Source organism: Streptomyces sp. SCSIO 30461 (assembly GCF_037023745.1).
Classification (GTDB): Bacteria; Actinomycetota; Actinomycetes; order Streptomycetales; family Streptomycetaceae; genus Streptomyces.
In genome coordinates this window covers 1,072,154-1,090,463 of the sequence record NZ_CP146101.1, presented here as the reverse complement: position 1 = coordinate 1,090,463, position 18,310 = coordinate 1,072,154, and the positions used below count along the sequence as shown (strand labels likewise).

General features: G+C 70.9%; 19 protein-coding genes and 1 tRNA gene. 13 read left to right on the top strand and 7 right to left on the bottom strand.

Features of this window, described 5'->3' with window-relative positions; translation table 11 throughout:
* The first annotated feature begins 116 nt into the window (after positions 1–116).
* From V1460_RS04980 to V1460_RS04950, 7 genes are all read left to right on the top strand, one after another.
* Positions 117–1,538 carry a diaminopimelate decarboxylase gene (locus tag V1460_RS04980; protein WP_338672373.1) on the top strand — a complete coding sequence of 474 codons (1,422 nt, stop codon included), beginning with the start codon at positions 117–119 and terminating at the stop codon, positions 1,536–1,538.
* Between the two features lie 86 nt (positions 1,539–1,624).
* Positions 1,625–2,119 (top strand): SRPBCC family protein, encoded by a 495-nt coding sequence (locus V1460_RS04975; protein ID WP_338672372.1) that lies wholly within the window; start codon positions 1,625–1,627, stop codon positions 2,117–2,119.
* 150 nt (positions 2,120–2,269) lie between these two features.
* Positions 2,270–3,673: an APC family permease gene (locus V1460_RS04970; protein ID WP_338672370.1), complete on the top strand. Its 1,404-nt coding sequence runs from the start codon at positions 2,270–2,272 to the stop codon at positions 3,671–3,673.
* Positions 3,674–3,841: 168 nt separating this feature from the next.
* Positions 3,842–4,279 carry a hypothetical protein gene (locus tag V1460_RS04965; RefSeq protein WP_338672368.1) on the top strand — a complete coding sequence of 146 codons (438 nt, stop codon included), beginning with the start codon at positions 3,842–3,844 and terminating at the stop codon, positions 4,277–4,279.
* 11 nt (positions 4,280–4,290) lie between these two features.
* Positions 4,291–5,034, top strand: a complete 744-nt coding sequence (locus tag V1460_RS04960; RefSeq protein ID WP_338672367.1) for a transcriptional regulator — start codon at positions 4,291–4,293, stop codon at positions 5,032–5,034.
* Positions 5,035–5,072: 38 nt separating this feature from the next.
* Positions 5,073–5,519: a roadblock/LC7 domain-containing protein gene (locus tag V1460_RS04955; protein ID WP_338672366.1), complete on the top strand. Its 447-nt coding sequence runs from the start codon at positions 5,073–5,075 to the stop codon at positions 5,517–5,519.
* A gap of 56 nt (positions 5,520–5,575) precedes the next feature.
* Positions 5,576–5,950 (top strand): hypothetical protein, encoded by a 375-nt coding sequence (locus tag V1460_RS04950; protein ID WP_338672365.1) that lies wholly within the window; start codon positions 5,576–5,578, stop codon positions 5,948–5,950.
* A 41-nt stretch (positions 5,951–5,991) separates the two neighbouring features.
* Here V1460_RS04950 and V1460_RS04945 read toward each other — a convergent pair whose 3' ends face one another.
* From V1460_RS04945 to V1460_RS04935, 3 genes are all read right to left on the bottom strand, one after another.
* Positions 5,992–6,564, bottom strand: a complete 573-nt coding sequence (locus tag V1460_RS04945; protein WP_338672364.1) for a hypothetical protein — start codon at positions 6,562–6,564, stop codon at positions 5,992–5,994.
* A 75-nt stretch (positions 6,565–6,639) separates the two neighbouring features.
* A complete protein-coding gene (locus tag V1460_RS04940; protein WP_338672362.1) occupies positions 6,640–7,482 on the bottom strand; it encodes a MurR/RpiR family transcriptional regulator in 843 nt (280 codons plus the stop codon).
* 726 nt (positions 7,483–8,208) lie between these two features.
* A complete protein-coding gene (locus tag V1460_RS04935) occupies positions 8,209–9,597 on the bottom strand; it encodes a cystathionine beta-synthase (protein ID WP_338672360.1) in 1,389 nt (462 codons plus the stop codon).
* Positions 9,598–9,837: 240 nt separating this feature from the next.
* Between V1460_RS04935 and V1460_RS04930 the strand changes: the two genes are divergently transcribed.
* From V1460_RS04930 to V1460_RS04920, 3 genes are all read left to right on the top strand, one after another.
* On the top strand, positions 9,838–10,842 hold the full coding sequence (locus V1460_RS04930; protein ID WP_338677899.1) for an SGNH/GDSL hydrolase family protein: 1,005 nt from the start codon (positions 9,838–9,840) through the stop codon (positions 10,840–10,842).
* A gap of 207 nt (positions 10,843–11,049) precedes the next feature.
* Entirely contained in the window at positions 11,050–12,270 is a 1,221-nt protein-coding gene (locus tag V1460_RS04925; protein ID WP_338672359.1) for an acetyl-CoA C-acetyltransferase, read from the top strand.
* 296 nt (positions 12,271–12,566) lie between these two features.
* Positions 12,567–13,490, top strand: a complete 924-nt coding sequence (locus V1460_RS04920) for a hypothetical protein (protein ID WP_338677898.1) — start codon at positions 12,567–12,569, stop codon at positions 13,488–13,490.
* A gap of 72 nt (positions 13,491–13,562) precedes the next feature.
* Here the strand turns inward: V1460_RS04920 and V1460_RS04915 are convergent, their stop codons facing one another.
* Positions 13,563–13,892 (bottom strand): hypothetical protein, encoded by a 330-nt coding sequence (locus V1460_RS04915; protein WP_338672358.1) that lies wholly within the window; start codon positions 13,890–13,892, stop codon positions 13,563–13,565.
* Positions 13,893–13,991: 99 nt separating this feature from the next.
* Between V1460_RS04915 and V1460_RS04910 the strand changes: the two genes are divergently transcribed.
* Complete coding sequence (locus V1460_RS04910) at positions 13,992–14,222, top strand: DUF4287 domain-containing protein (protein ID WP_338672357.1); 231 nt, start codon at positions 13,992–13,994, stop codon at positions 14,220–14,222.
* Positions 14,223–14,318: 96 nt separating this feature from the next.
* Here the strand turns inward: V1460_RS04910 and V1460_RS04905 are convergent, their stop codons facing one another.
* Positions 14,319–15,179, bottom strand: a complete 861-nt coding sequence (locus tag V1460_RS04905) for a Bax inhibitor-1/YccA family protein (protein ID WP_338672356.1) — start codon at positions 15,177–15,179, stop codon at positions 14,319–14,321.
* A gap of 330 nt (positions 15,180–15,509) precedes the next feature.
* Here V1460_RS04905 and V1460_RS04900 point away from each other — a divergent pair, with 330 nt between their 5' ends.
* A complete protein-coding gene (locus V1460_RS04900; protein WP_338672355.1) occupies positions 15,510–16,358 on the top strand; it encodes a hypothetical protein in 849 nt (282 codons plus the stop codon).
* A 140-nt stretch (positions 16,359–16,498) separates the two neighbouring features.
* On the opposite strand, the gene V1460_RS04895 is transcribed toward V1460_RS04900, so the two are convergent.
* Positions 16,499–16,744, bottom strand: a complete 246-nt coding sequence (locus V1460_RS04895) for a hypothetical protein (protein WP_338672354.1) — start codon at positions 16,742–16,744, stop codon at positions 16,499–16,501.
* 246 nt (positions 16,745–16,990) lie between these two features.
* A tRNA-Leu gene (locus V1460_RS04890) sits at positions 16,991–17,075 on the bottom strand.
* Between the two features lie 422 nt (positions 17,076–17,497).
* Here V1460_RS04890 and V1460_RS04885 point away from each other — a divergent pair.
* Entirely contained in the window at positions 17,498–18,268 is a 771-nt protein-coding gene (locus tag V1460_RS04885) for an ABC transporter ATP-binding protein (protein ID WP_338672352.1), read from the top strand.
* The last annotated feature ends 42 nt before the right edge of the window (positions 18,269–18,310 follow it).

Below are 18,310 nucleotides of genomic sequence, written 5' to 3'. Positions count from 1 at the left end.
CTCTTCTGTCTTCACTGCGCTTCTATGCGCCTATTCATATAGTCGCGCGCTGAATAATTCCAGTCAACCACTGCGCACCGCTGCGCGGGACGCCGGACGGTGTTTGGCTGGACTCCATGACGCCAGACCGTCGCGATCAGGCCGTACGGGCAGCCATGGCGCAGGGACTGCTCGGCCCCGACGCCGAGCCGGTCATCGCCCTGGTGGACATCGCCGGGATCCGGGCCGGGGCGGCATCGCTGCGCGCCGCGTTCGAGCAGGTCACCGACGCCCCGGTGTTGCATGCCTTCGCGGTGAAGGCGGCGCCGCTGGTGGGCGTGCTGCGGCTGCTGGGAAGCGAAGGGCTCGGCGCCGAGGTCGCGAGCCCAGGGGAGCTGGCCCTGGCCCGGGCCGCCGGGATCCCGGCGAGCAGGATCGTGCTGGACTCCCCCGCCAAGACGCCCGGGGAGCTGCGCACGGCCCTGGATCTCGGTATCGCCGTCAACACCGACAACGCCCAGGAGCTCGACCGCATCGACGCGATGATCGGTGCCGCCGGGGAAGGCGGGGCGGCCAGGGCGCCCGGCGGCTCGGACGGGTCAGGCAGGTCGGCCGGGGCGGCGGGCGGGTCCGCCGGGGCCGCAGCCCCGCCTTCGCCGGCGTCGACGCTCGGCCTGCGGGTGAACGCGCAGATCGGGGCCGGCGCGATCGGAGCGCTCTCGACCGCGACGGCAACCTCGAAGTTCGGCGTCGGACTGCGCGACGAAGGGGCACGCGAATGGATCGTCCGCGCGTTCCTTGACCGGCCGTGGCTGACCCGGCTGCACACCCACTCCGGCTCACAGGGTCTGCCGCTCGAACTGATGGCCGCGGGCGTACGGACCGTCTACGAACTCGCGGAGGAGATCAACGCCGCCGCGGGACGGCAGCAGGTCGACACCCTGGACATCGGCGGCGGTCTCCCCGTCGACTTCACGTCCGACGAGGAGACACCCGGCTTCGCCGACTACACACGGGTGCTGGAGCGCGAGGTCCCCGGGTTGTTCGACGGGCGGTACGGGCTGGTCACCGAGTTCGGCCGGGCACTCACCGCCAAACACGGGCTGGTGCTCGCCCGGGTCGAGTACGCGAAGCGGACCGGGAACCGGCCCATCGCACTGACCCACGCGGGCGTGCAGGTGGCGACCAGGACCGTGTACGCACCGGGTGCGTGGCCGGTGCGGATCGCCGCGTACGACGCCGATGGGCGCCCGAGGACGGGGCCCGACGTGGTACAGGACATCGCGGGACCGGCGTGCTTCGCGGGCGACCTGCTCGCCGAGGCACGGGGACTGCCGCTGCTGGAGCAGGGCGACGTGGTGGCGGCGCTGGACACCGGCGCGTACTACTTCACCAGCCACTACGCGTACAACAGCCTGGTGCGCCCGGCGGTGTACGGCTTCCGGGCGGCGGCGGGGGGGCGCGACGGCGACGTCGAGTTCAGCCTCGTACGCGATTCGCAGACCATGGAGGAGATCGTGGCGGAGTCCGGCGGCGCGCACCCTGACGCGCTGTTGTAGGGCGGGGCCGACTGCCGTTGGCTCCGGTTTCGCCCCCCGGCTCCGACGGGGAGCGGTTGTCAGACCCTGGTGCTTCCATGAGAGCCATGACCACGAAAAGCGTCTCCGTGGAGCAGCGGATCGCCGCGCCCGCCGCTCACGTCTGGGAGGCCATGACCGACCTGCGGGGAATGGACCGCGTGCTCAGCGGCGTGGAGAGGGTCGAGGTCCTCACCGATGGGCCCTTCCGAGAGGGCACACGGTGGCGGGAGACCCGGCGGATGCTGGGCAAGGAAGCCACCGAGGAGATGTATGTGACGGCGAGCGAGCCGCCCGGGCGCTATGTGGTGGAGGCCGACTCCCAGGGCGCGCACTACGTCTCGGAGTTCACCCTCCAGCCGCTCGGGCCCGAGACCACCGTGGTGCGGATGACGTTCAGCGCGGTGCCGCCGGGCGGTGCCATGGGTCTGCTCGCCAAGGTGCTCGGCGGTCTGGGCGCGCGTGCTGTGCGCAAGGCGATCGCCAGGGACCTCGCCGATATCGCCGCGGCCGTGGAGGGTCGCCGGAGCGGTGAAGGGGAAGGCGGCAGCGGCGCGGGCTGACGCTTCCACCCCGTGTCCCCCGTAAGGCTCATCCGCCCCACTGCCGGGAATCACCGCGCGAAAGCCGGGCAGGAAAGCTCGGTACGCACCGAGAGCGGCGCGTACCGAGCGCGGTACGCGCACCGGGACGGGACCACGGGAAGGGATCCGATGGCCGCATCCGCCTCCATGGAGGCATCGGAAGAGCAGCAGCCCTCACTCAAGCGGGCCATCGGCCCCAAGCTGCTGATCCTCTTCGTGATCGGCGACATCCTGGGCACCGGTATCTACGCCACGACAGGCAAGGTCGCGGGCAAGGTCGGCGGGGCGCTGTGGCTGCCGTTCCTGATCGGCTTCGCGGTCGCCATCATGACCGCGGCCTCGTACGTCGAGCTCGTCGGCAAGTACCCGAAGGCAGCCGGTGCCGCCCTCTACACCCAGCGGGCGTTCAGGCTCCCCTTCCTCACCTTCATCATCGCCTTCATGGTGATGTGCTCGGGCCTGTCGTCGGCGAGCGCGGCGGCCCGCGCCTTCAGCGGGGACTACTTCCGGGAGTTCACCGCCGCCATCCCGCCCACCCTCATCGCGATCCTGTTCATCCTCGCCCTGGCGGCGCTGGCGCTGCGCGGCGTGTCGGAGTCGGTGAAGACCAATGTGGTGCTGACCCTCGTGGAGCTGACGGGCCTGGCGGTGGTCCTCGCGATCGGCGTGTGGGCGGTGCTGACCGGCGTCGGGGAGCCGTCGCGGCTGGGTGAGTTCGAGTCGTCGGACGGCACGGGCTTCGCCCTGATGACGAGCGTGCTCGGAGCCACGGCCCTGGGCTTCTTCGCCTTCGTCGGCTTCGAGGACTCGGTCAACATGGCCGAGGAGACCAAGGACCCGGTGCGCACCTTCCCTCGTGCGATCTTCACCGGTGTCGCGGTGACAGGCACGATCTACGTGCTGGTCGCGCTTGTGTCCTCGCTGCTGGTCGACTACCGGGTGCTGGAGACCTCGTCCGGACCGCTGCTGGAGGTGGTCAAGGCCGGGGGCGTCGCCTTCCCCCCGAAGCTCTTCGCGCTGATCGCGCTGTTCGCGGTCACCAACTCCGCGCTGATCAACATCATGATGGCCTCGCGGCTCTGCTACGGCCTGGCGAACGAGAAGGTACTGCCGCCCGCCATGGGCAAGGTCCTGCCCAGGCGCCGCACCCCGGTCACGGGCATCGTCTTCGTCACGGCGATCGCGATCGGCCTGGTGTCGACGGGCGAGATCGAGGGGCTGGGCGACACCACGGCGTTTCTGCTGCTGTGCGTGTTCGCGGTGGTGAATGTGGCGGTCCTCGTCCTGCGCAAAGACCCGGTGGACCACGACCACTTCCGTACGCCGACAGTCCTGCCGGTGATCGGGGCGATCACCTCGGTGATCCTGGCCAGCCCGCTCTCGGACCGGGCCTCCGACGTCTACATCCGGGCCGGGGTGCTGATCGGTATCGGCATCCTGCTGTGGATCGTCAACAAGCTGTGGATGAAGTACCGGCACGAGCCGATGGTGAAGCGCGGCAGCGCAGGCGCGGACACCGGCAGCAGCAGCTGATTCGCGGGGATCCGCGAATCCCGGGCGGCGGACCCTAGCGGATGCGGGGCATGTTCCGACGGAAAATGCCAGAAGTTTCAGGGGGCTCCACTCCGTTGCGTAACCTCCCGACTACGGACGTTCGAACGTCCTAGCCGTTGCGCACACGTGCTGGAGGGGGATTTCCGCGTGCCCGGAATCGACGAGTGTCTGCTCCACGCCATGCGGCTGCCCGGAGTACGCGGCGCAGCCCTTGTCGACTGGACCAGCGGACTCGCCCTCGGCACGGTGGGGGACGCGGCGGGCGCCGATCATGAGACGGCCGCCACCGAGACCGCCGAGCTGGCTCGGATGGCTGCGGAACACCCTACCTTCGCCCCCGCGGCCGACGAGGAGACAGCGGCACGTGAAGGCTCGGGCGCCCCCTCTGGTTCCGGTTCCGGGAAGACACCACCGATCGAAGACCTCGTCGTCACCACCCGTACGTGCTATCACGTCCTGCGTTTTGTGGAGACCAGCTTTGACAGCAGTGTTCTGCTGCATCTGTGGCTTGACCGGGTCGAGGGCAATCTCGCCCTGGCGCGGCTGCGGATGCGGGATCTGACCGAGCGGCTGGTGCTGGAGTGACCGTATCTCCGATGCTGCTGAGACTTGCCTCGGAGCGGGCGACCGGTGCGCTGTTACGCGACCGGGGCACGCTCTACCTCGTCGACGGTCAGGTGGTGCACGCCGAAAGCCCCGTCGCACCGGGGATCGAGGTCCTGCTGACCGCCGCGGGACGGCTGCGCGCCGACGGCTGGACGGAAGCCCTGCGCGAGGCCGGGGCACTCGGCAGGGTGGGCCGTTACCTGGTCGACACCGGCCGGCTCTCCGGCGGCGAATTGGAGATCTGCCATCTGGAGGCGCTGTACGACGCGGCGTTCTTCGCCCTCGCGCCGAGCAACACCCCGTCCCGCTTCCGCTACGGAGTCGCCCATTGGATAGGTCCGGTGCGGCCGGTGCCCGCGGCGGCCGTGGAACGGGAGACCGCGAGACGCCGGGCGCTGCTCGACCGGTTGTGGGCCCACCCGGAAACGGACACCGCGCCGGTGGTACGCACCAGACGGCCACCGAGCATCCGCGCCGCCCCGAGACAGCGCGCCGTGCTCGAACTGGCGGACGGCGTACGGACCCCGGCCGATATCGCCAGGGCTCTCGGCCGCCCCGCCTTCCACACTCTGATCGACGTCCGGCGGCTGGCCGCGGCCGGTCTGGTCGAAACCCCCGGCAGCTCAGCCCCCGCTCTACCGCCCCCCGATGTCGCCCGCGCCATGGAGATGTCCGCGGATCCCGACATCGCTTTGCTCCGCAGACTCCGTGACGCCTTGGAGGCAACGCTGTGATGCGCACGCTGAGGCAGCGCGCCGAGAGGAGACAGCTGATGACCGCGAGCCCCGGAGTCGTTGACGAACTCAACCGGCTGCGAGGCCGGTTGCCCCAGCTCACCGGCGCCCTCGCGGCCAGCGTGGACGGTCTGGTGCTGGCCCGGGACACCCCGGACGCGGAGGCGGAGACCGTCGCCGCGCTCACGGCGGCTGCCCTGGGCGTATCGGTACGCCTGACCGAGGCCACCGGCCAGGGCGGCTTCCGGGAGCTGCTGATCCGGGGCGAGCGCGGCTATGTCGCGACGTACGCGGCCGGTTCCGCGGCGGTGCTCACCGTCACCGCGGAGCCGCGCGTCAACGTCGGGCGGCTGCATCTGGAAGCCCGCAGGACCGGAGCCCGCATAGGCGAGCTCGTCGACGGCGCGCTCGACCGCCTCGACTCCGGTTCCAGCTCGTCTTCCCATTCCCACGCCAACCCCCCGAACACCGCACACGTCAGATGAGCAGATCGGGCCCATCGCAACGATCGGACCCGTCGACAACGAAAGGCATCACCACCATGGCCAACACCGAAACGTGCCTCAAGGAAGCGATGACCGTCATCGAGGGGTGCGTCGGCGTCGCCCTCGTCGACTACACCAGCGGGATGGCGCTCGGCACGCTGGGAGGGGGCAAGCACCTCGATCTCAACGTGGCCGCGGCCGGTAACACCGATGTGGTGCGAGCCAAGCTGCGCGCCATGGAGATGCTGGGTCTCCAGGACGAGATCGAGGACATCCTCATCAGCCTGGGCACGCAGTACCACCTGATCCGGCTGCTCAAGGCACGCGGCGGAAACGGGCTGTTCCTCTACCTGGCGCTGGACAACAAGCGCGCCAACCTGGCGATGGCCCGCCATCAGCTGCGGAAGATCGAGGCAGAGCTGGAGGTCTGACCACGAGTCGGCCGCGCCACCGCCGCACCAGGCGATCCGGATCAGCGACGCCGCGCCCCCCCGGGCGCGGCGTCGCCGGCTGCCGGACCGGTGGTCCGGTATCCCTCGACACGCGGCCCGGCGGGCCTCCCCCTGGGCACCCACTCGACGGGCACCCACCACAGCACGTCCGCCGCATGCTCACGTCGGCCGATGAGACCCGCCTTCAGCCACAGCCCGGCACCGGCACCGGCCAGCAGCAATCCGCCCGCGGCCGGTACGGCGAGGGCGCTCGCGGTCGCCAGGACCCAGGCGAGCAGCAGCCACCAGCGGTAGGACCGCCGCCTCCCGCGTACGGTCACGGCCCGGTCCTGGAGGAAGTCGCCCCGGGCTGCGCGTACCGCTCCGGCTTCCAGGTCGCGATAGCGGGCTCGGCGTACCGCCGCCACGACGGCGGCGGCGACGAGGAAGAGCGCGGCTCCGGCGTAGAGCCCGATTCGGCGCCCGGTCAGCCCGGGAAGGAACAGGCCGATACCCGCCGCGGTGAACCCGAGCCACATCATCGGGGCGGCACCCGCCCTTACGAGCACCGCCACCCGCGCCAGCGTCCGACCGCCTCCACGTCCCACGTCCATGCCCTCCTCATGTCGTCCCGGCCGGACATTAGCCGCCGTAGATGAGGGCGGTCTGAGAAACGGCGGCCTTGGCGCTCAGTCGGCGAACAACCCGCGCTCGGCCGCCCGCGCGTCGAACTCCTCAAGCCGCGCCTGTGCTTCCGGCAAACCGTCGCACATCGCCTCCAGCAGTACCCGCCCCAGCAGCATCGGTGCACAGGCGGTGTCGAAGGCGAGGCCGGTGCCGACCGCCGCCGGAATCAGCAGATCGCTATGGGCCGCCACCGGCGCGAATGCGGAGTCGGCGACCGTGACGACGGTCAGACCGCGGGAACGAGCGTGGTCGAGTGCCTCGATGACCTCCCGGGGATGACGCGGGAGCGCGAAGCACAGCAGCGCGCTCGCGCCCGCGCGCCGGGCCGCGTCGATACGGTCGGCGACCATCGAGCCGCCCTCGTCGATGAGCCGTACGTCCGGGTGCACCTTGGCGGCGAAGTACGCGAAGCCACGCGCCTGCGACGAGGCGGCCCGCAGCCCCAGCACCGGCAGCGCCCGGGACGCGGCGAGCAGCCTCCCGGCCCGCTCGACGAGCGCCGGGTCGGCAAGCATCTCGGCGAGGCGCCGCAGGTTCTCGATCTCCGCGTGCACGGCCTGCTGGTACTCGTTGAACTCGGTTTCACCCGTGCCCGGTTCGGCGACCGGCGCGACCTCACGCAGATGGCGGCGAAGCGCCGGGTAGCCGTCGAATCCGAGCGCGACGGCGAAGCGGGTCACGGACGGCTGGCTGACCCCGGCGAGCTCGGCCAGCTCCACGCTGGACAGAAAGGCCACATCCCCCGAATGCCGCACCATGCAGTGGGCGATACGGCGCTGTGTGGGTGTGAGCCGCTGCCCTTCGAAGAGCTGCTGCAACCGTGCGGCAGGGCTGGTGTCGCTCATGCCGTCCCCCTATCTCAGCCTCAGCCTGGTCGGCAGTCTCAGCGCACCGATCGCCCATTCAGTCCACCGGAACTCTGCATAAGCGTATACAGGCAGAGCGGGGCGAGCGAGTTCGCCGGTCGGCGGACCGGCATCCGGCACGTACGCGGGGTCGGCCTGGGAGTCGTCGTCCCAGTCGGTCGCCGGCGCCGCCGGCAGCGGCGACGTGCGTGACGCCGCACGGGCGGCGGACGCGGTCCTGGAGATCCCGCTCCGGGCATCCGGAGCGGTGGTGGCGGGTCCACGCGGCCTCCCGCCGGCCCATGACGTCGAGCGCGGGAGCGTCCCGGCCGTCGGCGGAGGCGGCCAGGGCAGCCCCCGAAGGCGAAGCCGGGCCGAGCCACGGCTATAGGCCGGGGGCAGCGCCTGCCAGACCTTCGCATCGGCGCACGAGGCCATGGGTGGCGAGTCCGGCGCTGGGCGGCACCGGCTTCGCGTCGCCGGTTCGGGCCCGCACCGGGTTCGTGAAAGCGGTACGAGCGCGACACGTCGGCGCAGCATGCGCTTAACACACGTCCGCCACAGTGGTGAGTGTCGCGTCAAGGATCTCCGGAGCGGCTCCCGGACCTCCCTGGACGCCCGGCACGTTCCCGGCCCTGACCCGGGAGCGCGCCCCTCGCGGGGACCGCCGTCGTCCCGCCCCCCGATTCAGGGGGTGCGGCGGTCCCCGCGCTCACGTCCGCGGGACTACTTGGCGCCTTCCCCGGCGAGGAACGACAGCAGGTCCTGCCTGCTGACCACGCCGGTGGGCTTGCCCTCGACCAGCACGATCGCCGCATCGGCCGTACCGAGCACGGCCATCAGGTCGCTGACCGGCTCACCGGAGCCGACCTGCGGCAGCGGGGCGCTCATGTGCTTCTCCAGCGGGTCGTGCAGCGACGCCCGCTGGGTGAACAGCGCGTCCAGCAGCTCCCGCTCCACGACCGAGCCGATCACCTCGGCGGCCATCACGTCCGGGTGGCCGGCGCCCGGCTTGACGATCGGCATCTGGGAGACGCCGTACTCCCGCAGGACCTCGATGGCCTGGCCGACCGTCTCCTCCGGGTGCATGTGCACGAGCGACGGCAGCCCGCCGTCCTTGCGCTCCAGCACGGCGCCGACCAGCGGCTCGTCGCCGGCCTGCTCCAGGAAGCCGTAGTCGTTCATCCACTCGTCGTTGAAGATCTTCGACAGATAGCCGCGCCCGCTGTCCGGGAGCAGCACGACCACGACGTCGTCCGGGCCGAGGCCCTCGGCCACACGCAGCGCCGCGACGACGGCCATCCCGCAGGAGCCGCCGACCAGCAGGCCCTCCTCCTTGGCGAGGCGGCGGGTCATCTGGAAGGCGTCCTTGTCGGACACGGCGACGATCTCGTCGGTGACATCGGCGTCGTAGGCGGTGGGCCAGAAGTCCTCACCGACGCCCTCGATCAAGTAGGGGCGACCCGAGCCGCCCGAGTACACGGAACCCTCGGGGTCGGCGCCGACGATGCGGACCTTGCCCTCGCTGATCTCCTTCAGATAGCGGCCGGTGCCGGAAATGGTGCCTCCGGTACCCACACCCGCGACGAAATGGGTGATTTTCCCCTCAGTCTGTTCCCACAGTTCGGGACCGGTCGTCTCGTAGTGCGAACGCGGGTTGTTCGGGTTGGAGTACTGGTCCGGCTTCCAGGCGCCGGGCGTCTCCTGGACCAGCCGGTCGGACACGTTGTAGTACGAGTCCGGGTGCTCCGGGTCGACGGCCGTCGGGCAGACCACGACCTCGGCACCATAGGCGCGCAGCACGTTGATCTTGTCCGTGGACACCTTGTCAGGGCAGACGAAGATGCACTTGTAGCCCTTCTGCTGAGCCACGATGGCAAGCCCGACACCGGTGTTGCCGCTGGTGGGCTCGACGATCGTGCCACCCGGCTTGAGCTCTCCGCTCTGCTCGGCGGCTTCGATCATGCGCAGGGCGATGCGGTCCTTCACCGAACCGCCGGGGTTGAAGTACTCAACCTTGGCGAGCACCGTCGCCTGAATGCCCGCTGTCACGCTGTTCAGCTTCACCAGCGGGGTATTGCCAACCAGACTGATCATCGAGTCGTGGAATTGCACCTGTATGTCTCCGGGATCTCCGTAGTGGTTCCGCCAGCGTATGCCGTATCCGGGTGAGATTGGGCGCCGGTCGTTACGGGGCAGTTAGCTCTTGAGTGACACGACGTGGACACGAGTGCGATGCCGTAGACGGGCAAGGTACGAGGACGGCGGACGCGCGGCAGGGCCCACGGCGGACGCACGGCAGGACGACAGCACGTTCGGCAGCACGGCTACGTGGAGGTGGCGGGGACTGTGTCGATGGCGAGGGTGGCGCGGCGTATCGCGGCGGGTGCCGCGTACGGCGGCGGAGGGATCGGACTGCTCGGAGCCGCGGCGGTGGGACTGCTGCTGGCCGAGGTGCAGCTGGCGAAGCGGTCGGTGAGCGGCGGCACGGCGCCGATGCCGCCGGCCCCGGACGGGATGTACGGCACGGTGTACGCCCCGGAGGCACCGGCGCGGTTCGTGGTGCTGGGCGATTCCACGGCGGTCGGCCAGGGGGTGCGCCGCGCCGGGCAGACCCCGGGGGCGCTGCTGGCCTCCGGGCTCGCCGCGGTGGCCGAACGCCCGGTGGAGCTGCGGGTCGTGGCGGAGTGCGGGGCCAGGTCGGACGATCTGTCGCGGCAGGTGAGTCTCGCGCTGCAGGACGCGGCGCGAGTCCCTGATGTGTGCGTGATCATGATCGGCGCGAACGACGTGACCCACCGCGTACCGCCGACCGAGTCGGTGCGCTGCCTGGCGGCGGCGGTGCGGCGACTGCGCACGGCCGGCGCGGAGGTGGTGGTGGGCACCTGCCCTGACCTCGGCACCATCGAGCCGGTGTACCAGCCGCTGCGGTTCCTGGCCCGCCGGGTCTCCCGGCAGCTCGCCGCGGCACAGACCATCGTGGCCGTGGGGCAGGGCGGGCGGACGGTGTCCCTCGGGGACCTGCTCGGCCCCGAGTTCGCGGCGAACCCCCGTGAGCTCTTCGGCCCCGACAACTACCACCCGTCCGCCGAGGGGTACGCGACGGCGGCGATGGCGGTACTGCCGACGCTCTGCGCTGCGCTCGGGCTGTGGCCCGACGCGGACCTCCTGGACGTGGGCCGGCACGAGGGGATGCTGCCGGTCGCCGAGGCGGCGGCGGAAGCGGCGCGGGAGGCGGGCACGGAGGTCGCCGGGGTGCGTGGCCCCTGGGTGCTGCTCAAGCACCGCAGGCGGCGCCGGCTGCCGCCCCCGGTCGAGGCGGAAGCCACGGCCGCTTCGGAGGTGCACCGGGGTGCCTAGGGGCGGGTCCGCCGGGGGCTCGTCCAAGGGAGGGACCGGCAGGGCGGGGCGGGTCCGGCGAGGCTCGCCTACGGCGATGGACCGGCCCGCCCGCGTAAGCGAGCGCTTAGAAAAGAGGTCCTCATCACACGGCCCCCGCAGTGACCCGAGCGCTACGCAGGGGTAATTTCCCAGTCAGCCCCTCTGTCGCACTTCTCTGGAGCCGTGATGCCCGAAGCCGTGATCGTCTCTGCCGCCCGCTCCCCCATCGGCCGGGCCTTCAAGGGCTCCCTGAAGGACCTGCGGCCGGACGACCTGACCGCGACCATCGTGCAGGCCGCGCTGGCCAAGGTGCCCGAGCTGGACCCGAAGGACATCGACGACCTGATGCTCGGCTGCGGCCTGCCCGGCGGCGAGCAGGGGTACAACCTGGGCCGCATCGTGGCCGTGCAGATGGGGATGGACCACCTCCCGGGCTGCACCGTCACCCGCTACTGCTCGTCCTCCCTCCAGACCTCCCGCATGGCGCTGCACGCCATCAAGGCGGGCGAGGGCGACGTCTTCATCTCCGCCGGTGTCGAGATGGTGTCCCGCTCCGTGAAGGGCACGTCCGACGGCCTGCCAGACACGCACAACCCGCTGTTCGCCGAGGCCGAGGCCCGCACCGCGGCCGTCGCCGTGAGCGAGGGCTCGACCTGGCACGACCCGCGCGAGGACGGCCTGATCCCGGACGCCTACATCTCCATGGGGCAGACCGCCGAGAACCTGGCCCGCCTCAAAGGCGTCACCCGCCAGGACATGGACGAATTCGGCGTACGGTCCCAGAACCTCGCCGAGCAGGCCATCAAGAACGGCTTCTGGGAGCGCGAGATCACCCCGGTGACGCTTCCCGACGGCACGGTCGTCAGCAAGGACGACGGCCCGCGCGCCGGGGTCACCCTGGAGGGCGTCCAGGGCCTGAAGCCGGTGTTCCGCCCCGACGGCCTGGTGACGGCCGGCAACTGCTGCCCGCTCAACGACGGCGCCGCGGCTCTTGTGATCATGTCCGACACCAAGGCGCGGGAGTTGGGCCTGACCCCGCTGGCCCGGATCGTCTCCACCGGCGTCTCGGGGCTCTCCCCCGAGATCATGGGTTACGGGCCGGTCGAGGCGTCGAAGCAGGCGCTGCGGCGCGCCGGGCTGACCATCGGCGACATCGACCTGGTCGAGATCAACGAGGCGTTCGCGGCCCAGGTCATCCCGTCCTACCGGGACCTGGACATCCCGCTGGACAAGCTGAACGTCAACGGCGGGGCGATCGCCGTCGGCCACCCCTTCGGCATGACCGGCGCCCGGATCACCGGCACCCTGATCAACGGCCTGCAGTTCCACGACAAGCAGTTCGGTCTGGAGACCATGTGCGTCGGCGGTGGACAGGGCATGGCCATGGTCATCGAGCGCCTGAGCTGATGCGGACGGACCTGCCGTCGACCCCGGGAATCCCGGGACAACGGCGCTGACCGGGCCCGCCGCGTCCCGTCCGTGACCCAATCTCCCCCAGGGTGTGACTTATCTCCTGGGGGAGATTGATTTGACCAGGTCAGGAGGGAGCCAGAGGTAATCATCCCGCGTGAATCCCGCCCGATCCCTATCACGAGCTGTCCATTTCGTGATGTATTGCACTGACACGAGACATCAGCGCACGACAAGCTGATGTAGTAAGTCGATCCGGAGTCCTCTGAACCGGGAGTACGTCAGTGAGCGCCATGTCCCTCGCCCTCATGCTGACCGCGGCCACCGCCACGGCCGCGGGCGTCGCTGCCCTGCACGCCGCTCACGGGCTGCGCAAGCAGGTCACGGCCCTGCGTACGGAGCTGTCCGCCCTGCACTACCTCGCTCCCGGTCCGCTCACCCCCGCGGTACCCGGGGCACGCACCGCGCCCGCCGAAGAGATACGCGCCGCCGTCACCGAGGCGCTGGCCGAGGAGCGCGAGCGCGAACTGGCCGAAGCACGTGCCTTCTGGGCCGCGCAGGAGGCACGCGAAGCCGCCGACGCCCCGACGACACTGCTCGGCGGGTCCGGTGGCACCTCCGGAGACGGCGAGCCGCCGCTCTTCATCCCGCGCCAGGCCGACTTCGCGGGGCTTGAGGCGATGGGCCTCGAAGCCATGCGACTCGATGAGGCGGTGTACGCGGCAGAGGCGGCGGAGGCGGCCGAGGCCGCGGGCGGCACCGTCGACGCGGTCGACGCGCCGGACGGAACCGGTGACTTCTCCGAGCTCAGCGAACCTCCTGCCGAGTTCGCCGAGGACTCCCCCGAACTCGCCGCCGCCCGCCGCAGGCACCCCTCCCACCCGGACTTCGTACCGGTCCGGACCCCGGTGGTCACCGACCACGAACGAACCGTGGCCCGCCTGGAGGAGCTCGCCGAGGCCGGTACCGCGCTCACCGATGTACGCCCGGGGCCGCTCGGCACCCTCGACGTCTATGTCTTCGCCGACGGCACGACGCTCTGCATCACCCCCGGCCACCGTGAGACGGCCGAGCGTCTCGCCGATGCGCTGCGCAGCGGACAGGCCCCCGTACTGCTGGGCGGCTCCGGCGTGTCCGGGGCCTATGCGCTGACCTTCTCGTGCGGCTCGGGCGAGAGCGTCTATGTCCTCGCGGACCGCGTCATCGCATCCCTCTGAAGCGCGGCTCCCGCCTCCGCCACCCCTGCTCCCGCTCCCGCGGGCAGCACCGGCGGAGCACCGAAGCGGCTCCTACAGCAGGGCACGGAGGCGCTCCCCCGCCTCCGCCACGAATTCCACGGCCTCGTCGAGTTCCCGCGTCGAGGCCGCCGTCATGCGCAAGGACTCAGCCAAATCCGTCCCTGCCACCGCGAGTTGGTCGGCGACGGCGAAGACCCCCGCATCGGGCATGGTCATCGGCTCCTCGCCCGGAGACTCGACCCGCTGCGCCCGCCGGGCCAACTCCCTGGCCAGAGCCAGGCCCTCGGCCGCCGCCCCGCGCTGCAAACGGCTCTGCGGAGCAACCCGAAGCCGGTCGGCGATCCGCTCCACGGCGGTGGTCAGAGGTGTCGTATCAAGCACGACGCGACCCTATGCGCCGGTGCAGCACCATTGCCAATGGACGAACACTCAGGCACGGTGACGTGAAGGACCACACGCGCAAAGCGCACGGAGGCGCCGATGTCCCAAGTCTTCTCCGAAGAGACCCATCGCAATCTGCTCTCCCGCATCCCCCACTGCACCGGTCGTGAAGTGGCCGACTGGCTCCGCACCGTGGAGGAAGGCCCCGCTCTCTTCCGGTTCGAGGAGAAGGTCAGCTGGCTGCGCGGCGAGCACAATCTCGCCTACGGCCACGCGAAGGCGATCATCCACGAGTACGACCTGAGGCGTGCGGCCCGCAGGCTGCTGTAGCCCCGCACCACCGACCAGCGACCCCAACGCGAGGGGCCCGCCCGGCTCTCCAGCCGGGCGGGCCCCTCGTTCACTCCTGCCTGAAGGTCAGGCGCGTCAGTCGTCGCCCTGGAGGATCGACAGCAGCCGCAGCATCTCCAGGTAGATCCACACCAGGGTCATGGTGAGGCCGAAGGCCGCCAGCCAGGACTCCTCTCGGGGAGCGCCGTAGGTGATGCCGTCCTCGACCTGCTTGAAGTCCAGAGCGAGGAAGCAGGCGCCCAGGATGATGCCGATGACGCCGAACAGGATGCCGAGGCCACCGCTGCGGAAGCCCAGGCCGTCACCGCCGCCGAAGACGGCGAACAGCAGGTTGACCGCCATCAGCAGCATGAAGCCGAGCGCCGCCGCCATCACGAAGCCGTAGAAGCGGCGCGTGACGCGGATCCAGCGCATCTTGTAGGCGATCAGCACGCCGGCGAAGACCGCCATCGTGCCGAGCACCGCCTGCATGACCACGCCGTCCGCGATGTACGTGGACACGGCGCTGGAGATCACACCGAGGAAGACGCCCTCGAACGCGGCGTAGGCGAGGATCAGCGCGGGCGACGCCTTGCGCTTGAAGGACTGGACGAGCGCCAGCACGAAGGCGACCAGCGCGGCGCCGATCCCGATGCCGTACGACTTGCCGAGGTTCGCCTGGTCGACGGGCAGCAACACCCACGACAGGATCGCGGTGAGCACGACGGTGCCGAGCGTCATGGCGGTACGCGCCACGACGTCGTCCACCGTCATCACACCGGTGCGGGGGGGTGCCTGCGGCGGGGCGCCCAGCTGGGCGTCCGCCGGTGCGTAGGGGTTGGTGGCGTACGGGTTTCCGGCGACGGGGCCCCCGGCCTGCGGCGCGGCGTTGAAGCCCGCGTAGCCGTTGTCGCGGCTGAACCCCCGTCGCGAGAAGACCGGGTTGCTGCTCCTCATCTCACTCCTTCATGGCCGCCGTGCGCGGCCTTGGCACAAGAGTAATGCGCGGGCAAAGAGATCCGCCTAGTGCTGAAGGAGGATCTTTCCTTGATCGTGACAAGCCGGTCACTCCCGGCGCCCGCCTCGCCCCACCGTATCGGCCATGCGTTCGACTCACGCAATGGCCCCGCCCCGCGCGTCCCGATCGAACGATCACCTGACCAGAGCACGGTACGGCGCGGCAACCACGGAACCGTGGTGGTGGGCGATGGGATGTGCCTCGCAGGCCACCCGCATACGCACGCGTCCGCGGGAGTCGTGGCCCCGCGCACAGAAAGGAAGCTCACCATGAGCAGCAGCACCCGGCGCCTCCGCGCCGCCGTCGTCCTGGCGACCGCGGCCGGACTGGCCGGTCCGATCCTTGCCATGGCACCCGCCGCCGAGGCCTCGACCAAGCCGCGTCCGAGGCCCAACTACCCGAAGCCGCAGCCGAAGCCGCCCACACCGGTCCAGGTGCCCCACGGGCTTGAGGAGTTCGCCGAGGACGGGACCTTCACCGTGCCCAGCGGTGTGCGTTCGATCTTCGTCCAGGCGTGGGGCGCCGGCGGCGGCGCGGGCGGCGGCGGCGGTGGCGGCGGTGGCGAGGCCAACACCGGGGGTGGTGGCGGCGGCGGTGGCGGCGCCGGCGGCGGCTTCGTCTGGTGCGCGGTGTCGGTCAAGCCCGGACAGACGTACACGGTCGACATCGGGGACGGCGGCACCGGCGGCACCGGCGGCGGCGCCGGCGTCAATGTTGCGGGCGACAACGGCGACTCCGGAAGCGCAGGCACCGGGACGACCTTCGGCAACGGCAACGTGCTGGTGAACGCTGCTGGTGGTGGCGGCGGTGGCGGCGGTGGCGGCGGCGCCGCCACCGACGGCGCGGGTGGCAGCGGCGGTGCCGGCGGCAACGCGGCGTGCACCGGCTCCAGCGTCGTCCGGATCGGCGACGACGGCGACGCGGGCACCCCGGGCATCAGCGGTGTAGGCGGTCCGGGCGGCGCAGGCGGGGACACCGCCGACGGCATCGTCGACCCGCCCCTCGACGCCGGTGAGGGCGGCAACGGCGGCGGTGGCGGCGACGCCGGTGGCGTGGCCGGCGAGGCCGGTGTCGAGGGCGACGACGGCGGCGCGGGATACGCCGTCGTGTGGTGGTAGCCCCACCCGCGCACGGCTGCTGAGGCATCCCTCAGGGTCGGCCCGTCCACGGCGACGGGCCGGCCCTCCCCCTTCGTCCGGCCCCCCGTTCATCCGGCCGTCGCGCGCAGCCGCTCGGCCGCGACGGCTTCGGCGAAGCGCTACAGCGCCTCCGGATGCTCCGCGAGGAACAGATTCGGCTCGACGAGCTCCAGCTCCATGACGACCGGGCTCCTGCGCTCGCCCAGCGCCAGGTTCACCCGCGGATACAGCGGCGGCGCCGCGGACAGGGCCGCCGCCAGAGCCGCCGCGACGACGACCTCCTCGTCGGTCGGCTGGTACGGGACGAGGCCGGGGTGCGGGACCCGGTCGCTGTCGATCACTCCGGACTCGGTGAGCACCGGCACTTGTCGCTGTTCCAGCGCACCACCGGCGCGACACCGCTCGTCACGATCGCGACCGTGGCAGCGCCCACGAGACCATCCAATCCGGTCGACTCCCGCGTGCCGGGTGGGGTGATGGTGCGGTGCGAAGGTACCGGCCGACCGACCGCACGCCTTCGGCAGCACTCGGGGGCGGAAGCCGGTCGCACACGGAGGCGGCGCCTGGCGGCACCGGTCTGCCATGACGCAGGTCGCACGCCCGGTTGCACATGGTGCCCGGAGCCGGACTTGAACCGGCACGGCCCGAAGGCCAGCGAGGTTTAAGCTCGCCGTGTCTGCATTCCACCATCCGGGCTCTGCGCGCAGCCCCGCGCTAGCGCTTGAGCCTATCGGGACAGCTCCCCCGAACAGCGGTACGCCGACTCGATGTTGTCTGATTTTATGGGCGCCTGATGGGGTGTCAGTGCCCGTATTCGGCAGTTTGCGCTAGCCGTCACCCGGCATATGACCGCCGATCACCCCCACCGCAAAAATGACGGAAAGTCGCCGTACGACTGCGCTCGGGCAGCGCCCGAGCCGCCGGGACGCGGCTGTGGATGCGGCCCCCGGTGTGACGCTCAGGGGCACCGTCATACCCGAGGACTACTGCGGGGATGTCGTGTCAGACCCAAGAGGGCCCCAGGAACGGGCATCGGGACGGACGATCCGGCGCGGTGGTACACAGCACGATGGGGTGGTCCTCGAAGAGCATCATGAACGTGACAGGAGAGTCGTCTCGTGACCACCACCCCCACCGCCTCCCGGGCCACCGCGGTGGCCGCCCGCGCCTTGGATCTGTCCAAGGTCTACGGAGAGGGCGAGACCCAGGTGGTCGCTCTCGACCGGGTCACCGTGGACTTCGGGCAGGGCGAGTTCACCGCGATCATGGGGCCCTCGGGTTCCGGTAAGTCCACCTTGATGCACTGCGTGGCCGGGCTCGACAGCTTCAGCGGCGGGTCCGCGCGCATCGGTGAGACCGAGCTCGGTTCGCTCAAGGACAAGCAGCTCACCCAGTTGCGCAGGGACAAGATCGGCTTCATCTTCCAGGCGTTCAACCTGCTGCCGACCCTGACCGCGCTGGAGAACATCACGCTGCCGATGGACATCGCCGGGCGCAAGCCGGACAAGCAGTGGCTCCGGCAGGTCATCGACCTGATCGGACTGTCCGGACGGCTCCACCACCGTCCCGCCCAACTCTCCGGTGGGCAGCAGCAGCGTGTCGCGGTCGCCCGCGCCCTCGCCTCCCGGCCCGAGATCATCTTCGGTGACGAGCCGACCGGCAACCTGGACTCGCGGTCCGGCGCCGAGGTGCTGGGCTTTCTGCGCAACTCGGTTCGGGAGCTGGGGCAGACGGTGGTCATGGTGACCCACGACCCCGTCGCCGCCTCCTACGCGGACCGCGTGATCTTCCTCGCCGACGGCCGGATCGTGGACGAGATGCTCGCGCCGACCGCGGACGGCGTGCTCGACCGGATGAAGGCCTTCGACGCCAAGGGCCGCACCAGCTGACCCCGTTGACCAGCCGACCGCGTTGACCGGCCGACCCGCCGC

Bases quoted from the DNA above. Each gene is read 5' to 3' on its own strand.
- V1460_RS04955 (WP_338672366.1), top strand. From the start codon at position 5,073: ATGACCGCGAGCCCCGGAGTCGTTGACGAACTCAACCGGCTGCGAGGC.
- V1460_RS04940 (WP_338672362.1), bottom strand. From the start codon at position 7,482: ATGAGCGACACCAGCCCTGCCGCACGGTTGCAGCAGCTCTTCGAAGGG.
- V1460_RS04960 (WP_338672367.1), top strand. From the start codon at position 4,291: ATGCTGCTGAGACTTGCCTCGGAGCGGGCGACCGGTGCGCTGTTACGC.
- V1460_RS04930 (WP_338677899.1), top strand. From the start codon at position 9,838: ATGGCGAGGGTGGCGCGGCGTATCGCGGCGGGTGCCGCGTACGGCGGC.
- V1460_RS04950 (WP_338672365.1), top strand. From the start codon at position 5,576: ATGGCCAACACCGAAACGTGCCTCAAGGAAGCGATGACCGTCATCGAG.
- V1460_RS04945 (WP_338672364.1), bottom strand. From the start codon at position 6,564: ATGGACGTGGGACGTGGAGGCGGTCGGACGCTGGCGCGGGTGGCGGTG.
- V1460_RS04905 (WP_338672356.1), bottom strand. From the start codon at position 15,179: ATGAGGAGCAGCAACCCGGTCTTCTCGCGACGGGGGTTCAGCCGCGAC.
- V1460_RS04900 (WP_338672355.1), top strand. From the start codon at position 15,510: ATGAGCAGCAGCACCCGGCGCCTCCGCGCCGCCGTCGTCCTGGCGACC.
- V1460_RS04975 (WP_338672372.1), top strand. From the start codon at position 1,625: ATGACCACGAAAAGCGTCTCCGTGGAGCAGCGGATCGCCGCGCCCGCC.
- V1460_RS04970 (WP_338672370.1), top strand. From the start codon at position 2,270: ATGGCCGCATCCGCCTCCATGGAGGCATCGGAAGAGCAGCAGCCCTCA.
- V1460_RS04920 (WP_338677898.1), top strand. From the start codon at position 12,567: ATGTCCCTCGCCCTCATGCTGACCGCGGCCACCGCCACGGCCGCGGGC.
- V1460_RS04980 (WP_338672373.1), top strand. From the start codon at position 117: ATGACGCCAGACCGTCGCGATCAGGCCGTACGGGCAGCCATGGCGCAG.
- V1460_RS04925 (WP_338672359.1), top strand. From the start codon at position 11,050: ATGCCCGAAGCCGTGATCGTCTCTGCCGCCCGCTCCCCCATCGGCCGG.
- V1460_RS04910 (WP_338672357.1), top strand. From the start codon at position 13,992: ATGTCCCAAGTCTTCTCCGAAGAGACCCATCGCAATCTGCTCTCCCGC.